An 18,949-nucleotide genomic window follows, 5' to 3' on the forward strand; every position below is an offset into this window, starting at 1 on the left:
GCGGGAGCGGGAGAGTTCAACGGGGGGGACGGGGGGCAGCAGATTGCCGCTGCCTGCCTTTTGGAGGAGCGGCGTTCTGCTGGGGGAATTACTTGCTGGCAACGGGGAAGGAGAACACGCCGGAGGAAATAAGGAACGTGCTATCGCTTGAGCTTCCAATGTTGGTCAGGCGCCCGCGTACAGTTGTATCTGCGACGTACTGGGTTACCTCGATGGTGCCAGTGGTGAAAGGGAGTACAAGGCCGGTTTTGATGTTGCGCAAACTACCGCCTGTATATCCATCGTGGGCTATTTCGTAGTGGCCTGTGGCCTTGGGGAACGTGAATGAAATCGACCATTCCGGATCAATTCCGGGCCCTCCCAGGTAGGTCTCGCCATTGACCCAGTTGAATACATCGAAATCGGCAGATCTTGCGGAAGTGAAGTCGAGGTGCCGGGATGTACCAGCAAGGGAATAGTCAATGGTGATGTTGCCGTAAATAGGAAAAGCTACGGTAGTTTTAGTTGTCATGGGGCACCTGATGATCCGATGGGTTGGCTGTAAGCCGAGCTTTGTTGGGCTCAGTTGGTTCATGGTCACGCCGTGGCAATTTCCCCACAACTGACAGAAATGACAGTTGCCGTGGTTGGTTTTTTTCAACTTCAAGTGCATGGCAAATGCCGTTCAAAGGAACGTTTGACCTGCGTGGTGCTCGAAATGCCTGGGTCGCCCGTGACGCGGCCTGGCGGCCGCTGCTACAAAAACCTGTAGCAGCTGCCGAAGGCTGCGTCCGGGCACACTGCCTATCCTGGGAGCCCCCCATGAAAGCCCTGAAAATCGCCACCTTCAACATCAACGGCCTGCGCGCGCGGCTGCCCAACCTGCTGCACTGGCTGGAACGCGAGCGCCCGGACATTGCCTGCCTGCAGGAGCTGAAAGCCACGGATGCACAGTTCCCCGCCGCCGACTTCGAAGCCATCGGCTACGGCTGCCTGCACCATGGCCAGCCGTCGTGGAACGGCGTGGCCATCCTGGCCCGCGACGCCGAGCCGCTGGAGTCACGCCGTGGGCTGCCGGGGGACGCCAGCGACAGCCAGAGCCGCTACCTGGAGGCGGCGGTGCACGGGGTGCTGGTGGGTTGCCTGTACCTGCCCAACGGCAACCCGCAGCCGGGGCCGAAGTTTGCCTACAAGCTGGCGTGGTTCGAACGCCTGATCGCCCACGCCGCGCAGTTGCAGGGCAGCGAGCACCCGGTGGTGCTGGCCGGGGATTACAACGTGGTGCCCACCGATTTCGACATCTACAACCCCAAGTCGTGGCTCAAGGATGCCTTGCTGCAGCCCGAGAGCCGCGCCTGCTTCGAGCGGCTGCTGGCCCAGGGCTGGACCGATGCGCTGCGGCACCTGTACCCGGAGGAGCGGGTGTATACGTTCTGGGATTACTTCCGCCAACACTGGCCACGCAACTGCGGGTTGCGCATTGATCACCTGCTGCTGAACCCGGCGATGGCGCCTTACCTGAAGAATGCGGGGGTGGATGCCTGGGTGCGCAATGAGGAGCACGCCAGCGACCATGCGCCGACGTGGATCGAGTTGGGCACCCGCAAGCGGCGGTGAGGCGGGACGTCCCCGTAGGAGCCGACCTTGGTCGCGATGCAGGCGACGCGGTTTTCCAGGGTCGGCCTCATCGCGCGCAAGCGCGGCTCCTACGGGGGCGTCCCGGAATCGCCTCCAGCAACTCCCGGGTATAGGCATGCGCCGGCTGGTGCAGCACCTGGCTCGCCGGCCCTTGTTCCACTACCAGCCCCTGGCGCAGCACCACCACCTCATGGGCCAGGCTCTGCACCACCGCCAGGTCGTGGGACACCAGCACGTAGGCCACGCCCAGCTCGGCCTGCAGGCTGCGCAGCAGGTCGAGGATCTGCGCCTGCACCGATACGTCCAGCGCCGACACCGGCTCGTCCAGCAGCAACAGGTCGGGTTTCAGTGCCAGCGCCCGGGCAATCGCCACGCGCTGGCGCTGGCCGCCGGACAGCTCGCGCGGCAGGCGGTCGAGGAAGCTTGCGGGCAATTGCACCTGCTCCATCAGCTGCCGCGCCGCCTGGTGCAGCGCCGCCTTGTCGCGCACGCCGAAGGACAGCAGCGGCTCCACCACGCTTTCGTAGATCGTGAACCGCGGGTTCAGCGAGGCGAAGGGGTTCTGCTGCACCAGCTGGATGCGCTGGCGCAGCGGCCGGAACTGCTGCCAGGTCAGGTCGGTCACGTCCTGGCCGGCGAAGCGCACCCGGCCCTCGCTGGGCGGCTCCAGGCCCAGGGCGATGCGTAGGCTGGTGCTTTTGCCCGACCCCGATTCGCCGACGATGGCCAGGGTCTGCCCCGGGTACAGGTCCAGGCTCAGGCCCTTCAATGCCTGGAACGGCTGGCCCTGCCCGCCGGGCCGGTACTGCTTGCCCACGCCGTGCAGGCTCAGCAGCGGCGCGGCGGTGGGCGCCGGCAGCGGCAGCGGCTGCTGGCCCTGGCCGAACGCCGGGGCGGCGGCCAGCAGGTCGCGGGTGTAGGGCTGGCTGGGCGCCGACAGCACCTGCCGCGCCGGGCCTTGCTCCACCAGCGCGCCGTCCTTCATCACCAGCACCCGGTCGGCGCGGTCGGCGGCCACGCCCAGGTCGTGGGTGATGATGATCAGCGAGATGCCGCGGGCCTGCACCAGCTGCTCCAGGTGGTCGAGGATGCGCCGCTGCACGGTCACGTCCAGGGCGCTGGTGGGTTCGTCGGCGATGATCACCCTGGGGTTGCCGGCCAGGGCGATGGCAATCAGCACGCGCTGGCGCATGCCGCCTGACAGCTCATGGGGGTACTGGCGGGCGCGCAATTGAGGGTTGTCCAGGCCCACCTGGCCCAGCAGCTCCAGCACGTCGGCGTCCAGCGCCGGGTAGCGGCGGCCGCCGTGGGCCAGGATCAGGCTTTCGCCGATCTGCTTGCCGATGCTCAGGGTAGGGTTGAGGCTGACCATGGGGTCTTGCGGCACCAGGCCTATGAAGCGCCCGCGCAGCTGGCGGCGGACCCGCTCGCTGGCATGGCTGATGTCGTTGCCACCCACATGCAGGCTGCCCCCCACCACCCGGGCGCCGGCGGGCAGCAGGCCCAGCAGGGCGCTGGCCAGGGTGGTCTTGCCTGAGCCGGACTCGCCGACGATGGCCAGGGTCTCGCCCGGTTGCAGGCTGAAGGACAAGCCGCGCACGGCCTCTTTCACCCGCCCGCCGTTGTGGTAGCTGACGCTCAGGTTGTGTACATCGATCAGCGCGCTCATCGTTGGCTTTCCTCGAAGGTGCGGGCGATATGGTTGAGGCTGAACACCACCAGCACCACCACCAGCCCTGGCAGCAGCGACACCCAGGGTGCAGTCATCAGGAACTGGCGGCCGTTGGCGATCAGCGTGCCCCATTCCGCCGCAGGTGGCTGGGCGCCGAAGCCGAGGAAACTGAGGCCGGCGGTGGCCAGGATGGCGGCGCCAAAGTCCAGGGTGGCGAGCACCGCCACGGGCCCCCAGGCGTTGGGCAGCACGTGGCGCAGCAGGGTGCGGGTCCAGCTGGCGCCGCCCAGGCGCGCAGCTTCCACGTAGGGCAGGGTTTTGACCCGCAGCACCTCGGCGCGGGTGGTGCGGGCGAAACCGGGGATGATGCCCACGCCCACGGCGATGGCCACCGGCAGGGTGCCGAAGCCGATGGCGGTGACGATCGCCAGCGCCAGCAACAGGCCGGGCAGGGCCAGCATCACGTCGATCAGGCGCATGATCACTGCATCGCTGCGGCCGCCAATGAAGCCGGCGACAATGCCCAGGCCCAGCCCGCACACCAGCGCCAGGCCCACCGCCAGCAGCGCCGCCAGCACCGACAGGCGCGAGCCGTAAAGAAGCCGGGTATACAGGTCGCGGCCCAGTTCGTCGGTGCCCAGCCAGTGGCCGGCGCCCGGCGGCAGCAGCTTGGCCGCCGGCGCCGTGGCGTACGGGTCGAGGTTGCTGAACAGCCAGGGCGCGGCGGCGGCCAGCAGGGTGAAAAGCACCAGCAGCGCGGCCAGCACGAAGCCGGGGCGGCGCAGCAGCGGCAGCACCACGTCGAGGCTGCGGCGCAGGCGGCCGCGCGGCTGCCAGTGGTCGGCAGCGGTGAGGGCGGGGGCGAGGGCACGTTCGAGGGTGGTCATGGGTCAGGTCACCTTGGGCGAATGGCTGATACGCGGGTCGAGAATCGGGTACAGCAGGTCCACCAGCAGGTTCACCACCACGAAGGCGGCGGCGGACACGGTCACCACCGCCAGCACCACGGGGATGTCCTGGCGCAGCACGGCGTCCTGCACCAGCCGGCCGACGCCGTTGCGGGCGAAGATGGTTTCCACCAGCACCGCACCGCTGACGGTGTTGCCCACCTGCAGGCCGATCAGCGTCAGCAGCGGCAGCGCGGCGTTGCGCAGGCCGTGGCGCGCCTGCACCTGGCCACGGCTCAGGCCCTTGGCCCAGGCGGTGAGGATGTACGGCTCGCGCCACACCTCGAGGAAGCCGCGCTGCAGCACCTGGGCGTACACCGCGGCGCTGGGGATGGCCAGGGTCACGGCTGGCAGCACCAGGCTTTGCACGCCGTCGCTGCCGGTGGAAGGGAACCAGCCCAGGCTGAAGGCGAACACCTGGATCAGCAGCAGGCCCATCCAGAACACCGGCACCGAGAAGCCCAGCGCCGGCAGCCGCGCCAGCGCGGTCTTCAGCGGTTGCCAGCGCACGTAGGCGGTCAGGTAGGCCAGGCCGATGCCGCCCAGCAGCGACAGGGCGATAGCGCTGCCGGCCAGCGCCAGGGTCTGCGGCAGGCGCTCGGCCAACACTGCGGTCACCGGTCGGTTCAGGGTCAGCGACTGGCCCAGGTCGCCGTGCAGCACGCCCCATAGCAGGTGCAGGTAGCGCTCCACCAGGCCCTGGTCCAGGCCGTAATAGGCACGGGCCTTGGCCAGTTGTGCCGGCGACAGCGAGTCCACTTCCATGCCCGAGGCGCTGAGCATGATCGACAGCGGGTCGCCGGGCAGCAAATAGAGGATGAAGTAGGTGATGGTGTAGGCGCCCCACAGCACCAGCAGCGCCTGGCCGATGCGCCCGGCGAGGTAGCGGTTCGTGCTCATGGGGTCACCTCGATGTCATTGAGGAAGGCGAAGCCTTCGGCGCTCCAGCGGAAGTTGTGCACCCGTGGCGCGGTGGCGGCTTGCCACACCCGTTCGAACACTGGAATGGCCGAGCCCTGGTCAATCAGCAGGTCCTGCAGCTGGCCGTAGGCCTGGGCACGCTGGTCGCTGGCGGTGGCGGTCAGGCCCTGGTCGAACAGGCGCTGGGCCTGGGGCAGCACCGCCGGCGGGTAGACGTTGGTGGCCAGGGTGGAGGCGTTGGCGCTGCGCGGGTCGAGGATGGTCTGCAGCACGATCGGGTCGGCGCGGGTCATGTACGAGAACGTCAGGTCGTAGTTGCCCGAGGCGTTGGTGTTGAACCACTCGGCGGTGGTCTGCACTTTCAGTTTCAACTCGATGCCGGCCTTGCGCAGCTGGTCCTGGATCAGCACGTCGCCGGCGGTTTCCTTGGCCGGGATGTTGTAAACCAGGCTCAGGCGCTTGCCATCCTTGGTGCGGTAGCCGTCGGCGCCCAGCGTCCAGCCGGCTTTGTCCAGCAGTTGCGCGGCGCCTTGCGGGTCGTAGGCCAGCTTGTCGCCCTGGCTGCGGAAGTAGGGCGTGGTCACGTCGTACACGCCGTCCACCACCGGGAACTGCGGGCTGTAGACGGTGCTGGCGTAGCTCTTGCGGTCGATGGCCTTCTGCACGGCCAGGCGCACGTCGGCGTCGGCGAGGATGCGCCCGCCGCGGGTGTTGGGGTACAGGTTCCACGCCGGGCCCGGCAGCGAGCGGCTCTGGATGGTGGCCTGCTTGCTCTCGAACAGCTTCAGGTCGACGTCGGAGAATGGGTTGCGCGGCCACAGGATGTCGACCTTGCCCTGCACGAACTGGCCGTTGCGCACGCTTTCCTCGGGAATGTAGCTGACGTCGATGGCCGCCAGGTGCGACTCGCCCTTGTTCTGCACGTTGGCCGAGGCCCAGGCATAACCCTTGCGGCGCTCCAGGCGCAGGCCGGTCTCGGGGGTGTAGTGCTGCAGCACGAACGGCCCGGTGCCGATGATCGCGCCCAGCGAGCGCTCCTTGGCGCTCTTGCGGTACGACTCGGGCGCCAGGATGGCCAGGTTGGTGGTGGAGGTGGCCTGCAGGAAACCTGCGTTGGGCGTGCTCAGCACCAGCTTGATGGTCTGCGGGTCGATGATGTCGGCGTGGTCGTAGCCGGTCAGGTAGGTGGCGCCGAACACGCTGGGCAGCTCGGCGGCGAAGGCCTTGTCGCTGTCGAAGGCAGTTTTCACCGCCCGGGCGTCGAAGGCCTCGCCGTTGCTGAAGGTCACGCCCTTGCGCAGGTGGAAGGTGTATTCGCGGGCGTCAGGGCTGATGTCCCAGCTGTCGGCCAGCCAGGGGATGATGGCGCCGGTGCTGGGGTCCTGGTCAGTCAGCGACTCCACCACGTTGCGCAGCACCACCCGGTGTTCCAGCCAGTAGACCTGGAAGGGGTCGAGGCTGACCAGTTGCGTGTTGTCGCCGAAGAAGGCGATTTTCAGGGTGCTGGCGGCCTGGGCGTCGGGGTGCGACGGGCCGCAGCCGGCCAGGCCCAGGGCCAGGAGGATGGCCGCGCTGGCCAGGGTTCGTTGCAGCTTCATGGGCGGTGCCTCGTCAGCAGGAAAGGGCCGCAGCGCCGGGGGAGGGCGATGCAGCCGCAGTGGGGTCAGAAGTCGTAGGCGAGCTTGGTGTACCAGGAGCCGCCACCGGGGTAGAACGGTGGGTTGCCGTAGGGCGCCAGGCCCAGGCTGCTGTACACGGCGTTCTTGTCGGGGCGCACGTCGAAGATATTGCTGCCACCCAGGCTCAGGGTCAGGTGGTCGAAGAAGGTGTAGCTCACGTCCAGGTCGGTGATCCACTTGGCGCCGAAGCTGCGGTCGCCGCTTTCGTTGACTGCCAGGGTCGACACCGAGCCGTAGCGGGTGGTGCTGAGGTTGGTGTTCCAGTTGCCCACCTTCCAGTTGGCGCCCAGTATCCATTTGGTCTTGGGCAGCGCCTCGGTGAGGTCGCCCTCGCGGTTGCGGCCCACCAGGGTCACGCCGGCCGCGGCCAGGGAGGCCGGGGTGTCCTTGGCGTCCATGATGGTGGTCTTGTTGTAGTTGAACGCGGCGCTCCAGCGCACGTCGCCGTACTGGCCGAACGGCGTGGTGTGGTCGGCCACCACGTCGAGGCCGCGGGTGCGGGTGTCGAAGGCGTTGGTGTAGTAGTCCACCCAGGTGCCGCTGGTGACGCCCTGGGAGGCGAGGATGCTGTTGACCACGCCGTCGCCGTGGTCGTAGATGGCGCTGGTCAGGGCGATGCGGTTCTGGATGTCGACCACGTAGGCGTCGGCGGTGACGCTGGTGCGCGGCGCCGGCTGCCAGGTGATGCCCAGGCCCACGTTCTGCGATTTCTCGGGTTTCAGGTCGCTGCCGCCCAACGCCTTGGCCAGGCTGCTGCCGGCCGGGGTGAGGCGGGTGGTGGCGGGCACCACGTTGCCGTTGACGTCGGTGTTCACGCGGCTGTCGGTGGTGGTGTAGCCCTCTTGGGTCAGCGACGGCGCGCGCACGCCGGTACCAATGGTGCCGCGCACGGCCACGGTGTCGGTGAGCGTGTAGCGGCTGTTGAATTTCAGCCCCAGCTTGTTGCCCGAGTAGTCGTCGTAATGCTCCACCCGCGCGGCGATGTCGGCGTACCAGCGGCTGGTCAGGTCGAAGCCCAGGTCCAGGTAGCTGGCGTAGGTGTTGCGGATCAGGTCCACCTCATCCTGCGGGCGAATGATCACCGAGGCCTGGGCGCCGCTGGCAGCGTTGTAGGTGCCGGTCTCGTAGGAATCGGCCGAGCCGGCGAAGGTGCTGAAGCGCTCCCACTTGTGCTCGATGCCGGTGGACACGGTCACCGGCACGCCCAGGTTGAACGGGTTGTCGAAGCGGCGGCTGAGGTCGAGGTTGTTCACCCACTGGTCCGAGCGGAAGGTGGCCAGGTTGCCGAAGCTGGTGGGCGAGTCGGTGCCCAGCGACGGGTTGAGGTTCAGTTCGCTGGAGTACTTGAGGGTGTCGCGGCCATAGCTGGTGCTCAGGTCGTAGTTCCAGCCGCCGACGTCGCCCTTGCCGCCGAACACGAACTGGTAGTCGATGTCGCGCAGGTTGTTCACCGGGTAGTAGCCGTCGGGGAAAATCTCCGGCACCGAGGCGGTGCCGTTGGGAAAGCGGTAGTAGTTCTGGATCACCGCCTTGCGTTCGCCGTAGGTGCCGAACGAGTACAGGGTCGCGTTGTTCACTGGCAGCTCGGCGTTGTAGCCGACATTGAAGGCCTTGAGCTCAGGGTCGCCGTTCTTGATCGCCACCCGGTCCCACGCTGCCTGCTTGGCCGGGTCGTTGTAGGCAATGACGCTGCTGTCGGCCTTGCCGTCCCACTGCGCGTAGTCGCGCTTGCGGGCGTCGGCGGACAGGTGCAGGAAGCCGCCGTCACCGAGCTTGAAGCCCTCGTCGGCGGCGATCTTCTTGGTCGCGCCCTGGCCGGAGAACAGCTCGCCATAGCTGGTTTCGATATGCCCGCCCGCGTCCTGGGACTTGAGGATGATGTTCACCACCCCGGCCACCGCGTCAGCGCCATAGCGCGCCGCAGCGGCGTCCTTCAGCACCTCGATGTGGTCGATGGCGCTGATGGGGATCATGTCGATGTCGACGACGTTGGCGCCGCTGTTGTCGGTGGAGCCGTTCTGGATGGCCGCCCCCAGGTGACGGCGCTTGCCGTTGACCAGCACCAGGGTGTACTCCGGGCCCATGCCGCGGTTGCTCAGCGGGCGGGTGGTGGAGTTGAAGCCGGCAATGTTGGTGCCGAAGGTGAACGAGGGCAGCAGCTTGGCGATGGCCTCGGACAGTTCCGCGCGGCCGGTCTTTACCAGGGCGTCGTTGCTGATGATGTCGATGGGCGCCGAGCTGTCCACCACCGTGCGCTGCTGCGCGCGGGCAGCCTCCGGCGCGGCGGTGACCGTGACGGTCTGCAGTTGCGGGTCAGTGCTGGCGGCACGGGCCAGGGGCGCGGCGGCCAGCAGCACCGACACCGTCAGGGTCGAGAGCGGGAAGGTGCGGGCGGGCTTGGGGAAATACGAAGGCAGCATAGCGGGCGATGTCCATTAAAGCTGGCACTGGCCCGTGGTATGGGTACAGGTTCCATTCCTGAATTCGATGGTGTGGGACGGCGTGTGTGTCGTCTTGGGTTGATAGTATTTTCATAACAAACGCAACGGAAATTCTATTTTGGTATATGGATATTATTCGTTTGTTGTATGACGTTTATTTTGTTTCATGAATATTTGTAATGTTTTGACTGGCTGGGCAGGTTTTCATCCAGTGGCGCACTGCTGCTCTCCCCCCTTACAAACAAGGCGGGCAACACCGACCTATCAGGACATGGCACGCTGCGACAAACTGTAGGAGCCGAGCTTGCTCGCGATGCGCCGCGCGGGCGGCGCTCGATCTCGAACGCGCCGGATAAACCAAGGCATGCGCTTCCAGGGCCACCATGGCGCCAGGACGCGGCCTGCGGCCGCTGCTACGACACATCTCGCTACAGCTTCTGTAGTCCCCAACGTAGGACATTTCTGATTTGCTCGGGTAAGGTCTTCTGCGTCTTGTTGTGCCTGATGGGCGCGCATACCCTGCTGCCGTCGCTGAAGGACAGCGATCGGGTTTGGTAGCCCGTTCATCAGGCGTACAGCACCGCGACATGGCGGCTGTACGCAGGGCACATTCGTGTGCGCCGGAAGCCTGGTGACCGGTCTACCAACCTGCTTACAGCCGCCACCCATCGTTTGGTAGCGATGCGGCGGTCCATGTTTCACCCAGGACGCTGCCATGACATTTGAATCAGACACACCTTCGGAACCTCGCGCAACCGCCTGCACCGCCTTCGGCGATCTTGACTCGCATGCCTTGCCTTTCTACACCGTGCGGGCGGGCATCCCCATTAATGATGCACTGGTGCAGATATCCCACCTGCTCAAGTGTGCCACCGCCTCTGCAGAGGAATTAGGGGATTACGGTATCGACCACAGTGGTTTGCTGTGGGCCACGTTGCACTCGGTCGAATCAGCCAAAGCACTGGCTGATGCTCTCATCGGTGGTAGCGCGGCGGCCAATCAGCCCCAGTTAATAACCACGCCGTGAACACGTAGCAACTGCCGCCAGGCTGCGTCGGAGCGACCAAGGTGCAAGGACGCAGACTTGCGGCAGCTGCTACGGGAGAGAGGCGCACCTCTACAACCCGTAACTCTCGCGTATCCACTCTTTGTCAGTATTGCCACCTGTTACTTTTGACAGGTGACAGCTCCGGATGGCTAGGCCTCAATGACGGCTCCAACCTATATCTTGAAGGCGTCTACCATGACCAGCAAAAATACAATAACCAAGCTCTCGCCAAAGGCTGTTGAAGAGGTTCAATGGAAAGCCGGGTTCCAACTGGACCTCACGGCTGCAACTCGCAAATGGTATGGCTACTACTCCAGTTTTGGTTACGTGTGGGGAGCGAGCGCCGAAAATCCGCAAGCCAAAAACGAATGGGTCGTGCGTTGTGACATTGACTCGCGGATGGAGGCTAATAAGTTTTACGATTTTGAGAATAATTGGCCGTTTACATTCCGACCCCTTTTGGTGGAGGGGGGCGGCGCCATGCTTGCGGGTGGGCCTGCGGTGAAAGGAACCTTACATATCCTGCAGTTGGATCGTGATCTGGGTATTTTTGAAGCAGAGTTGATTAACGTGACGGCTCAGGGTGGGCGGCCAGATGGCACGGAGATGGATGCTGTGCACGCAAGCCGTATTCATATCAAAAGCCCTGTTGCTTGACGTGTGAGGTAACGCGCTCCTCGTAGCAGCTGCCGCAGGCGGCGTCCGGCCCCGGCGCGGTTCGGTGGGTATACCGCGGCGCCGGTGGACGCGGCCTGCGGCCGCTGCTACGGGGGTTTGGTGATACTGGAAAGGTATTGCTGAAACAGTATTGGACCTACCCGTGCCGTGCTCCCTAGCCTGTGCCCACTCACCTCAACCACGACGGAGTGGACACCATGAAATACCTGCGATTGGGCTCGGCCGGCCTGCAAGTCAGCAAACTGTGCCTGGGCGGCATGACCTACGGCGCGCCCAGCTGGCGCGACTGGGTGCTGGACGAGGCCGCCAGCCGGCCGTTCATCAAGCAGGCGCTGGACGCCGGCATCAATTTCTTCGACACCGCCGACATGTATTCCCTGGGCGCTGGCGAGCAGGTGCTGGGCCGGGCACTGCTGGACTATGCGCCCCGCGACGAGGTAGTGCTCGCCACCAAGGTCAACTACCCCATGAGCGACAAGCCCAATGCCCAGGGGCTGTCGCGCAAGCACATCCTCAGCAGCATCGATGCCTCGCTCAAGCGCCTGGGCACCGACCATGTCGACCTGTACATCATCCACCGCTTCGACCCGCACACGCCGATCGAGGAAACCATCGACGCCCTCGACACCGTGGTGCGCTCGGGCAAGGCCCGCTACATCGGCGCCTCGTCCATGCACGCCTGGCAGTTCATGCACATGCTGGGGCTGCAACGCCAGCATGGCCTGGCGCAGTTCGTGTCGATGCAGAACCATTACAACCTGATCTACCGCGAGGAAGAGCGCGAGATGCTGCCGCTGTGTCGCGAACTGGGCATTGCGGTCACGCCGTGGTCACCCTTGGCGCGAGGCTTGTTGGCCGGGTCACGCGCGGCGCAGACCACCCGCGCAGTCACCGACCAGCCGGCGCAGCTGTGGTACGACCAGCATGCCGAGGAGGCGGCGATCGTTGCTGCCGTGGCGCAGGTGGCGGCCGAACGCGGCGTGCCGCCGGCGCAGGTGGCCATGGCCTGGGTGGCCAGCCGGGCAGGGGTGACGGCGCCGATCATCGGCGCCACCAAGCCTCATCACCTGGAGGACGCCGTGGCCGGCATCGAGTTGGTGCTCAGCGCCGCCGAGGTGGCGCTGCTGGAACAGCCGTATCGTCCGCGCCCGGTGGCAGGGCACGAGTGAGGTCACGCAGCCGTTGCAGCATCGCCTGCAGCACCGGCGAGGGGTTGTCTGGCGCATAAATCACCGCCACGCCGGCAGTCAGCTGCCCATCCGTGCCTTTCAGGCGCCGGAACACCACGCCGCTGCGCTTGACGTGCTGCAGCGACGCCGGCAGCAGGGCAATGCCATGGCCCTCGGCAATCATGCCCAGCAGGATATGGTGGTCATCGGGCTCGGGCAGGGTCGTGGGGTTGAAGCCGATGCGTTCGAAAAACGCCTGGCAATGGTCATAAAAGCCCGGGTTCAGGCGGCGTTCGAAGCGGAAGATGGCCTGCTCGGCGAGGTCGTCGAAGTTTAGCTGGCGCTTGCGGGCCAGGGGGTGATTGGCGGGCAGGGCGGCCACCAACGGCGCCTCCACCAGTACCTCCTGGGGCAGGCCGCGGGTGTCGGTGTGCAGGCCGATGAACGCGGCGTCCAGGGTGCCGTTGCGGATGTCGCGCACCAGGCTGATGGAGTGCTTGCCCCGGGTCACCAGGCGGCAGGCGGGAAAGTCCTGCTGCAAGGCACCCAGCACGTCGGGAATGGCACTGCGGTCCTGCACCGTGGTGTAGCCGATCACGAACTGCTGGCCGGGCGCCTCCCCGGCGGCCCTGGCGGCGGCGATGGCTTTTTGCGCCTGGGCCAGTGCCCGGCGCGCTTCGGGCAGCAAGGCCAGGCCGGCGCGGGTCAGCAGCACGCCGGTGCGGGTGCGCTCGAACAGCTGTACCCCCAGGTGATCCTCGAGCTGGCGAATCTGCCGGCTCAACGGCGGCTGGGAGATGAACAGCCGCGCCGCGGCCCGGCCGAAATGCAGGGTTTCGCTGAGGGCGACGAAGTAGCGGAATTGGCGCAGGTCGATGGCGTCGGTCATGCGTAAAAGGTATCACGGATAGGCTTTACTACGTGTCGGCAACTGTCCGGTGGGAGCGGGTTCTACCCGCGAAAGGAACACTGCGGTCTGGCAGATACTCCGTGGTGTGGCTTTCGCGGGCAGAGCCCGCTCCCACAGATCGAGGATCCGCATTTACCTCTACACACCGCTACAAAGTTGAAATACTCCCACGCCTCCCGCAGGCGCATAGTCGTGCCGTGAAGGACCCACAGATCCCCCGCGGGAGGCACCATGAAAGGATTGGCCGCTGCACTCGGATTGTTGTTGAGCGTGACCGTCCTGCCCGGGCAGGCGGCGACTTATTCCAACGGCACGGCGACCGCCACCTTCCTGGTGTCGCTGACCATCACCGCCAGCTGCACGGTGTCGGCCAATGCCCTGGCCTTCGGCAGCAGCGGCCTGCTCAGCACGGCCGTCACCGGCAGCACCACGCTGTCGGTCACCTGCAGCAACAGCACGCCGTACAACATCGGCCTCAACGCCGGCGGGGTCACCAGTTCCACCACCACCACGCGGCTGATGGCCGGCACCACCACCGGCAACACCACCAGCACGGTGTCGTACAAGCTGATGCAGGACTCGGCGCTGAGCACCAACTGGGGCAATACCCAGGGCACTGACACGGTGGCCGGCACCGGTACCGGCAGCGCCCAGAGCCTGACTGTGTACGGCCAGGTGCCGACCCAGACCACCCCCACCCCCGACACCTACAATTCGACGGTCACGGCCACGGTCTACTTCTGACGGGCGGAGTACTTGAGCATGGAATGCTTGCACAGGATGCTGTGCGGCCCGCTGTTGGCCGCGTGCCTGATCACCCAGGCCCAGGGGGCGACGCTGCAGGTGGCGCCGGTAAAAATTGATTTCGTGCCCGGCCAGAACGCCGCCGGGTTGTCGCTGCACAACCCCGGTGACGCCCCGGTGTACGGCCAGGTGCGGGTGTTCCGCTGGGACCAGGACGCCAACGGCGACGTGCTCAGCGCCAGCCCCGAGGTGGTGGCCAGCCCGCCGATCATCGAACTGGCGGGGCGCGGCGAGCAGTTGATCCGCCTGGTGCGAGTGCAGCCGGGCAACCCCGGGGTGGAGCAGAGCTACCGTCTGCTGATCGACGAAATTCCCCCGCCGGGCAGCGACAAGCCGGTGGGCGTGGCCATCCGCATGCGCTATTCGGTGCCGGTGTTCGTCGCCCCGGCCAGCAGCGGCGCGCCGCAACTGGCCTGGCAGGTGCTGCGCCAGGATGGCCAGTGGCTGCTGCGCCTGGACAACCGCGGCCAGCGTCACACCCAGGTCGGCGCGCTGACCCTGCAGGACGCCGACGGCAAGACCCTGCAGGTGAGCAAGGGCCTGCTCGGCTATGCCCTGGCCGGCCACGCACGGCAATGGCCGTTGCCCCATGACAGCGGCGCGCGGCTGGCCGGCCCGCTGCTGATCAAGGTCAACCTGGACGGCCACCCCAGCACCTTCAAGGTGACGGGCGAGGGCTGAGGCGGACGCGCTTGAGTGAGCCGAGATGAAGTCCGCGCCCGCTGTCGTCGCCTGGGTACCGCGCTGTTGCTGTGCCTGATCGGCCGCGGCGTGGCGGCCGCCGACCTGTACCTGGAGGTCGACCTCAATGGTCAGCCGACCCAGACGGTAGCGCATTTTCGCGAAGCAGGCGGGCACCTGAGCACCGACGGCCAATCCCTTGACGACCTGGGCCTGGACCTCAAGGCCCTAGGCGTCAGCGCCAACCAGCAGGTGCGGCTCGACGATCTGCCCGGCGTGACCTGGCGCTACGACACCAGCCAGCAGCGCGTGGACCTGCGCGTGGGCGACAGCCTGCGCAAGGCCCGTCACCTCAACCGCGGCGCCGACGGCCGGGTCACGCCCAGCCCGGTGGGCCGCGGCCTGGTGCTGAACTACGACGCCTACGCCTCGCGCGATGACACCGGCAACCGCCTGGCGCTGTGGAGCGAGGAGCGCTATTTCGACCCCCATGGCGTGTACAGCAACACCGGCACCGCCTATTCCTACCAGACCAGCACCCAGCAGCATTACGTGCGCTACGACACCGCCTGGAGCCACTCCAACTCCGACACCCTGAGCACCTGGCAGCTGGGCGACACCATCAGCGGCTCGCTGGACTGGACCCGCTCGGTGCGCCTGGGCGGCGCGCAGTACAAGAGCGACTTCGCCCTGCGCCCGGACCTGGTGACCTTCCCGCTGCCGGCCTACAGCGGCTCGGCCGTGGTGCCTTCGGCGGTCAGCCTGTACGTCAACGGCATCCAGCAGTACAGCGGCTCGGTAAGCAGCGGGCCGTACATCATCGACCAGTTGGTGCCGGGGATCACCGGCGCGGGCGAGGCCACGGTGGTCAGCCGCGACGCCCTGGGCCGCTCGGTGACCACCTCGGTGCCACTGTACGTGGACACCCGGCTGATGGCGGCGGGGCTGTCCGGCTATTCGCTGGAGCTGGGCTATTTGCGCCACAACTACAGCGTCGACTCGTTCGACTATTCGCCGCGCACCGCCAGCAGCGCCTCGGTGCGCTATGGCCTGAGCGACAACCTCACGGTGGAAGGCCACGGCGAGGTCACCCCCGGGGTGTACAACGCCGGCGGCGGCGCGCTGTACCGGCTCGGCCAGCTGGGCGTGATCAACGGCTCGCTGGCCACCAGTGCCGGCATGGCCGGGGTGCAGTGGGGGCTGGGCTACCAGTACATCACCCCGCGCTTCAGCATCAACGCCCAGACCTTGCGCACCGCCGGCAACTACGGCGACCTGGCGGCCCGCGACGGCACGCCGGTGCCCAGCGTCAGCGACCGCCTGACCCTGTCGTTCCCAGTGGCCAGCAACCAGAGCCTGTCGCTCAGCTACCTGGGCTACAAGGTGCCGGGCAGCGGCGCCTCGCACATCGTCAGCGTCGGCCACTCCATGAGCCTGTCCCATCGCCTGTCGGTAACCCTCAACCTGTACCAGGACGTTGAGGATTCGGCCTCGCGCGGTGCCTTCGTCAGCCTCAGCTACTCCCTGGGCGAGCGCACCTCGGTCAGCAGCAGCGTCAGCCTGCAGAACAACCAGGCCGGCTACGCCGTCAGCGCCGCCCAGGCCCCGGACTACGGCGGCGGTTGGGGCTGGGGCGCGCAGGCCAGCGGCAGCGGTGGCAGCGCCGGCAGCACTTACCAGCTGGCCCAGGTGCAGTACCTGGGCAACAACGCCCAGGTCACCGCCAGCGCCCAGCAGGTGGCCGGCGACACCCTGTGGGCGCTGGACGCCACCGGCGCCCTGGTGTGGATGGACGGCACCGTGGAGACCGCGCGGCGCATCGGCGACGGTTTCGCCCTGGTGTCCACCGACGGCGTCGCCGGCGTGCCGGTGATGCACGAGAACCGCGAGATCGGCACCACCGACAGCAGCGGCCATTTCCTGGTGCCCGACCTTGACGCCTACCGCAGCAACCAGGTGGCCATCGACAGCCTCGGCCTGCCGGCCAACGTGCAGGTAGCCAGCAGCGACCAGGCGGTGGTGCCGCAGTCGCGTTCGGGGGTGGTGGTGCACTTTGGCCTGAAACCCTACCAGGCGGCGTCGCTGATTCTGCAGGACGACAAGGGCGCGCTGCTGCCGCCGGGCCTGCGCGTCACCCACCTGGAAAGCGGCGCCAGCACGGTGCTGGGCTACGACGGCCTGACCTTTATCGACGGCCTGGTGGCGCTCAACCACCTGCGCGTGGAAGGCGACGGCGTGCGCTGCCAGGTGATCTTCCCGTTCACACCACCGGCCGGCAACACGCTGCCCACCCTGGGGCCGCTGCGTTGCCTGCCTATTGCCGAGGGCAGCCCATGAAGTCGTTGTTATTGAGCTTGATTCTGCTGTTCGCCGGCCTGGGCCTGAGCGTCCAGGCCCAGGCCAGCAGCTGCACCGCCAGCAGTTCGGCGGTGGCGTTCGGCAGCATCAGCCCGATCGCCAACACCGCCACCACCGCATCCGGGTCGATCACCGTGACCTGCACCTGGGACGCCGCCGCGCTGTTTCGCAACGTGCTGGTGTGCGCCAACCTGGGCACCGGCGACGGCTCCAGCAGCGCCGCGCCGCGTAGCCTGGCCAACGGTAGCAACCTGCTGAGCTACAACCTGTACACCGACTCGGCGTACTCGACCATCTGGGGCGACGTCAGTGGCACCAGCGCCACCACGCCCTTGTCCATCACCCTGAGCAGCGCGCTGTCGCTGCTGACGTCCACCACGGCGTCAAGCACGGTGGCAATCTATGGCAAGGTCCCGGCGGGGCAGACCACGGTGCCCACCGTGAGCAACAGCAGTACCGTCTACACCGAGACTTTTTCCGGCACCTACACGCGTTTGGACTACCAGTTCTACGAGCTGATCACCCCCACCTGCGCGAGCATGACCGCGCAGACCGTGCGCTTCCCGTTCGTGGTCAACGCCACGGTGATCAACAACTGCAACATCACCACCACGCCCCTGGCCTTCGGCAGCAACACCTTGCTCAGCACTGCGGTCACGTCCACGGCCAGCATCAGCGTGCAATGCACCAACGGCGACGCCTACGAGGTGGCCCTGGACGGCGGCACCACTGCGGGCAGCGTCAGCGCGCGGCAGATGGTGGGGGCCAGCAGCGGGGCAAAGGTCAGTTATCAGCTGTACCTGGACAGCGCCCGCGCCACGCCCTGGGGCGACGGCACTGCCAGCACCAGCATGGCCACCGGCACCGGCAGTGGCGCCGCCCAGAGCCTGACCGTGTACGGTCGGGTGCCGGTGCAGACGGTGCCGATGCCCGACAGTTACAGCGACACGGTCAAGGCGACGGTGTATTTCTAGCCAGCGCCGTGCCGGTGTCCTGGCGGCGCAGGCAGCCGTCGGCCAGCCACGGGCAGTCGCGTTGCCAGGCGAAGCGGGCGGTGGCGGTGGCCTGGTCGTCATAGAACACCAGGTCCAGGTGGCGGGCGTCGAGGTCCAGCTTGACGAAGCCGGCTTCGGAGGCGGCGAAGTCATGGGCAGTGTCCACGTGCAGCGGCGCTGACAGGCGCTGGCCGCCACCGCCGGAGATCACCCAGGCCGGCTCGCCGGGGCGCAGGACCAGCTGGTGGCTGTGGTCGTGGCCGGACAGGTACAGGTCCACGTGCTGGCGCAGCAGGGTCGGCAGTAGCGCGGCGGCCAGTTGCTGATCCTGCTGCTGGCTGACCACGTCGCGCAGCGGGTGGTGGGCGGTGACCATGCGCCACACCGGCGCGGGGCCGGGTTGTTCGAACGCCTGCTCCATGGCCTGCACCTGGCCTTCCAGGTCGTCAGCGCTGCCGGCGCTGTCGAGGAACACCACCCGCAGCAGCGGGCGGCCGTCCACCTGGCCGAAGTCACGGGTGTAGGTGCTGGCGGGCATCTGCCAGCGGCCGGAGCCCGAATGCAGGCGCGCGTAGTCCAGTTCCACCTGTTGCGACCCCAGGTAGTCATGGTTGCCCAGCACCGCGTAGAAGGGCACGTGGCTGAGCCAGCGGCCGTGGTAGACCTTCTCGAACTTGGTCTGCCAGTTGACGTCATCGACGCCGGTAAGCACTTCACCGTAGAAGTTGTCGCCCAGCAGGGCTACCAGGTCCAGGCGGCCGTCGCGCTCGGCCACGGTTTCCATGGCGCGGCCCACGGCCCACTGGCGCAGGCTGCCGCTGCCCTGGTCGCCCAGGGCGATGATGGACAGGTGCGCAGGGTCCAGGCCGGTGACGGGCGTGTAGGGTTTCATCGGGTAGTAGAACACCCAGCCGGCGCCGCCCAGGGCGCAGGCGACGCTGCCCAGCACCGCCACCAACAGCCAGGTGCCAAGCCTTCGCCAGGGGCGGCGGCGCCGTGAAACAAGGTGGTTCATGGGCACGCCCCCCG

Annotated in this window: 16 protein-coding genes; 8 read left to right on the forward strand and 8 right to left on the reverse strand. The window is 66.9% G+C overall.

Annotated features, from left to right (window positions below; genetic code table 11):
- Positions 1–88 precede the first annotated feature (88 nt).
- Positions 89–652, reverse strand: coding sequence for a hypothetical protein (locus ACWKWX_RS17115; protein WP_483828399.1), 564 nt, complete (start codon positions 650–652; stop codon positions 89–91).
- A gap of 149 nt (positions 653–801) precedes the next feature.
- Between ACWKWX_RS17115 and xth the strand changes: the two genes are divergently transcribed.
- Positions 802–1,596: an exodeoxyribonuclease III gene (gene xth, locus ACWKWX_RS17120; RefSeq protein WP_476299534.1), complete on the forward strand. Its 795-nt coding sequence runs from the start codon at positions 802–804 to the stop codon at positions 1,594–1,596.
- A gap of 67 nt (positions 1,597–1,663) precedes the next feature.
- Here xth and ACWKWX_RS17125 read toward each other — a convergent pair whose 3' ends face one another.
- The 5 genes from ACWKWX_RS17125 to ACWKWX_RS17145 form a co-directional block, all read right to left on the reverse strand.
- Positions 1,664–3,286, reverse strand: a complete 1,623-nt coding sequence (locus ACWKWX_RS17125) for a dipeptide ABC transporter ATP-binding protein (protein ID WP_483828400.1) — start codon at positions 3,284–3,286, stop codon at positions 1,664–1,666.
- Positions 3,283–4,176, reverse strand: a complete 894-nt coding sequence (locus tag ACWKWX_RS17130) for an ABC transporter permease (protein WP_483828401.1) — start codon at positions 4,174–4,176, stop codon at positions 3,283–3,285. Before ACWKWX_RS17130 ends, ACWKWX_RS17125 begins: the two co-directional genes overlap by 4 nt.
- A 3-nt stretch (positions 4,177–4,179) precedes the next feature.
- Entirely contained in the window at positions 4,180–5,136 is a 957-nt protein-coding gene (locus ACWKWX_RS17135) for an ABC transporter permease (RefSeq protein ID WP_416423931.1), read from the reverse strand.
- A complete protein-coding gene (locus ACWKWX_RS17140; RefSeq protein WP_473006427.1) occupies positions 5,133–6,755 on the reverse strand; it encodes an ABC transporter substrate-binding protein in 1,623 nt (540 codons plus the stop codon). The genes ACWKWX_RS17135 and ACWKWX_RS17140 overlap by 4 nt, the downstream gene beginning before the upstream one ends.
- A 65-nt stretch (positions 6,756–6,820) precedes the next feature.
- The gene (locus tag ACWKWX_RS17145; protein ID WP_483828402.1) at positions 6,821–9,256 is read right to left on the reverse strand and encodes a TonB-dependent receptor plug domain-containing protein; all 2,436 of its coding nucleotides are present in this window, start codon (positions 9,254–9,256) and stop codon (positions 6,821–6,823) included.
- A gap of 736 nt (positions 9,257–9,992) precedes the next feature.
- On the opposite strand from ACWKWX_RS17145, the gene ACWKWX_RS17150 reads away from it, so the two are divergent.
- From ACWKWX_RS17150 to ACWKWX_RS17160, 3 genes are all read left to right on the forward strand, one after another.
- On the forward strand, positions 9,993–10,304 hold the full coding sequence (locus tag ACWKWX_RS17150; protein WP_483828403.1) for a DUF3077 domain-containing protein: 312 nt from the start codon (positions 9,993–9,995) through the stop codon (positions 10,302–10,304).
- A gap of 216 nt (positions 10,305–10,520) precedes the next feature.
- Positions 10,521–10,982, forward strand: a complete 462-nt coding sequence (locus tag ACWKWX_RS17155; RefSeq protein ID WP_483828404.1) for a hypothetical protein — start codon at positions 10,521–10,523, stop codon at positions 10,980–10,982.
- Positions 10,983–11,200: 218 nt separating this feature from the next.
- Positions 11,201–12,172, forward strand: coding sequence for an aldo/keto reductase (locus tag ACWKWX_RS17160; RefSeq protein WP_483828405.1), 972 nt, complete (start codon positions 11,201–11,203; stop codon positions 12,170–12,172).
- Here the strand turns inward: ACWKWX_RS17160 and ACWKWX_RS17165 are convergent.
- On the reverse strand, positions 12,105–13,061 hold the full coding sequence (locus ACWKWX_RS17165) for a LysR family transcriptional regulator (RefSeq protein ID WP_483828406.1): 957 nt from the start codon (positions 13,059–13,061) through the stop codon (positions 12,105–12,107). The two genes, ACWKWX_RS17160 and ACWKWX_RS17165, sit on opposite strands and share 68 nt — an antisense overlap.
- Before the next feature lie 252 nt (positions 13,062–13,313).
- On the opposite strand from ACWKWX_RS17165, the gene ACWKWX_RS17170 reads away from it, so the two are divergent.
- The 4 genes from ACWKWX_RS17170 to ACWKWX_RS17185 are packed head-to-tail and all read left to right on the forward strand — an operon-like array spanning position 13,314 to position 17,899.
- Complete coding sequence (locus ACWKWX_RS17170; protein WP_416423935.1) at positions 13,314–13,826, forward strand: Csu type fimbrial protein; 513 nt, start codon at positions 13,314–13,316, stop codon at positions 13,824–13,826.
- Between the two features lie 18 nt (positions 13,827–13,844).
- Positions 13,845–14,567: a fimbrial biogenesis chaperone gene (locus ACWKWX_RS17175; protein WP_483828407.1), complete on the forward strand. Its 723-nt coding sequence runs from the start codon at positions 13,845–13,847 to the stop codon at positions 14,565–14,567.
- Positions 14,568–14,582: 15 nt separating this feature from the next.
- Entirely contained in the window at positions 14,583–16,904 is a 2,322-nt protein-coding gene (locus ACWKWX_RS17180) for a fimbria/pilus outer membrane usher protein (RefSeq protein WP_483828408.1), read from the forward strand.
- The gene (locus ACWKWX_RS17185) at positions 16,901–17,899 is read left to right on the forward strand and encodes a Csu type fimbrial protein (protein ID WP_483828409.1); all 999 of its coding nucleotides are present in this window, start codon (positions 16,901–16,903) and stop codon (positions 17,897–17,899) included. Before ACWKWX_RS17180 ends, ACWKWX_RS17185 begins: the two co-directional genes overlap by 4 nt.
- Here ACWKWX_RS17185 and ACWKWX_RS17190 read toward each other — a convergent pair.
- Positions 17,877–18,935: a metallophosphoesterase gene (locus ACWKWX_RS17190; protein ID WP_473006436.1), complete on the reverse strand. Its 1,059-nt coding sequence runs from the start codon at positions 18,933–18,935 to the stop codon at positions 17,877–17,879. The genes ACWKWX_RS17185 and ACWKWX_RS17190 overlap by 23 nt on opposite strands.
- Positions 18,936–18,949: the final 14 nt, after the last annotated feature.

The organism is Pseudomonas imperatae (assembly GCF_057128625.1).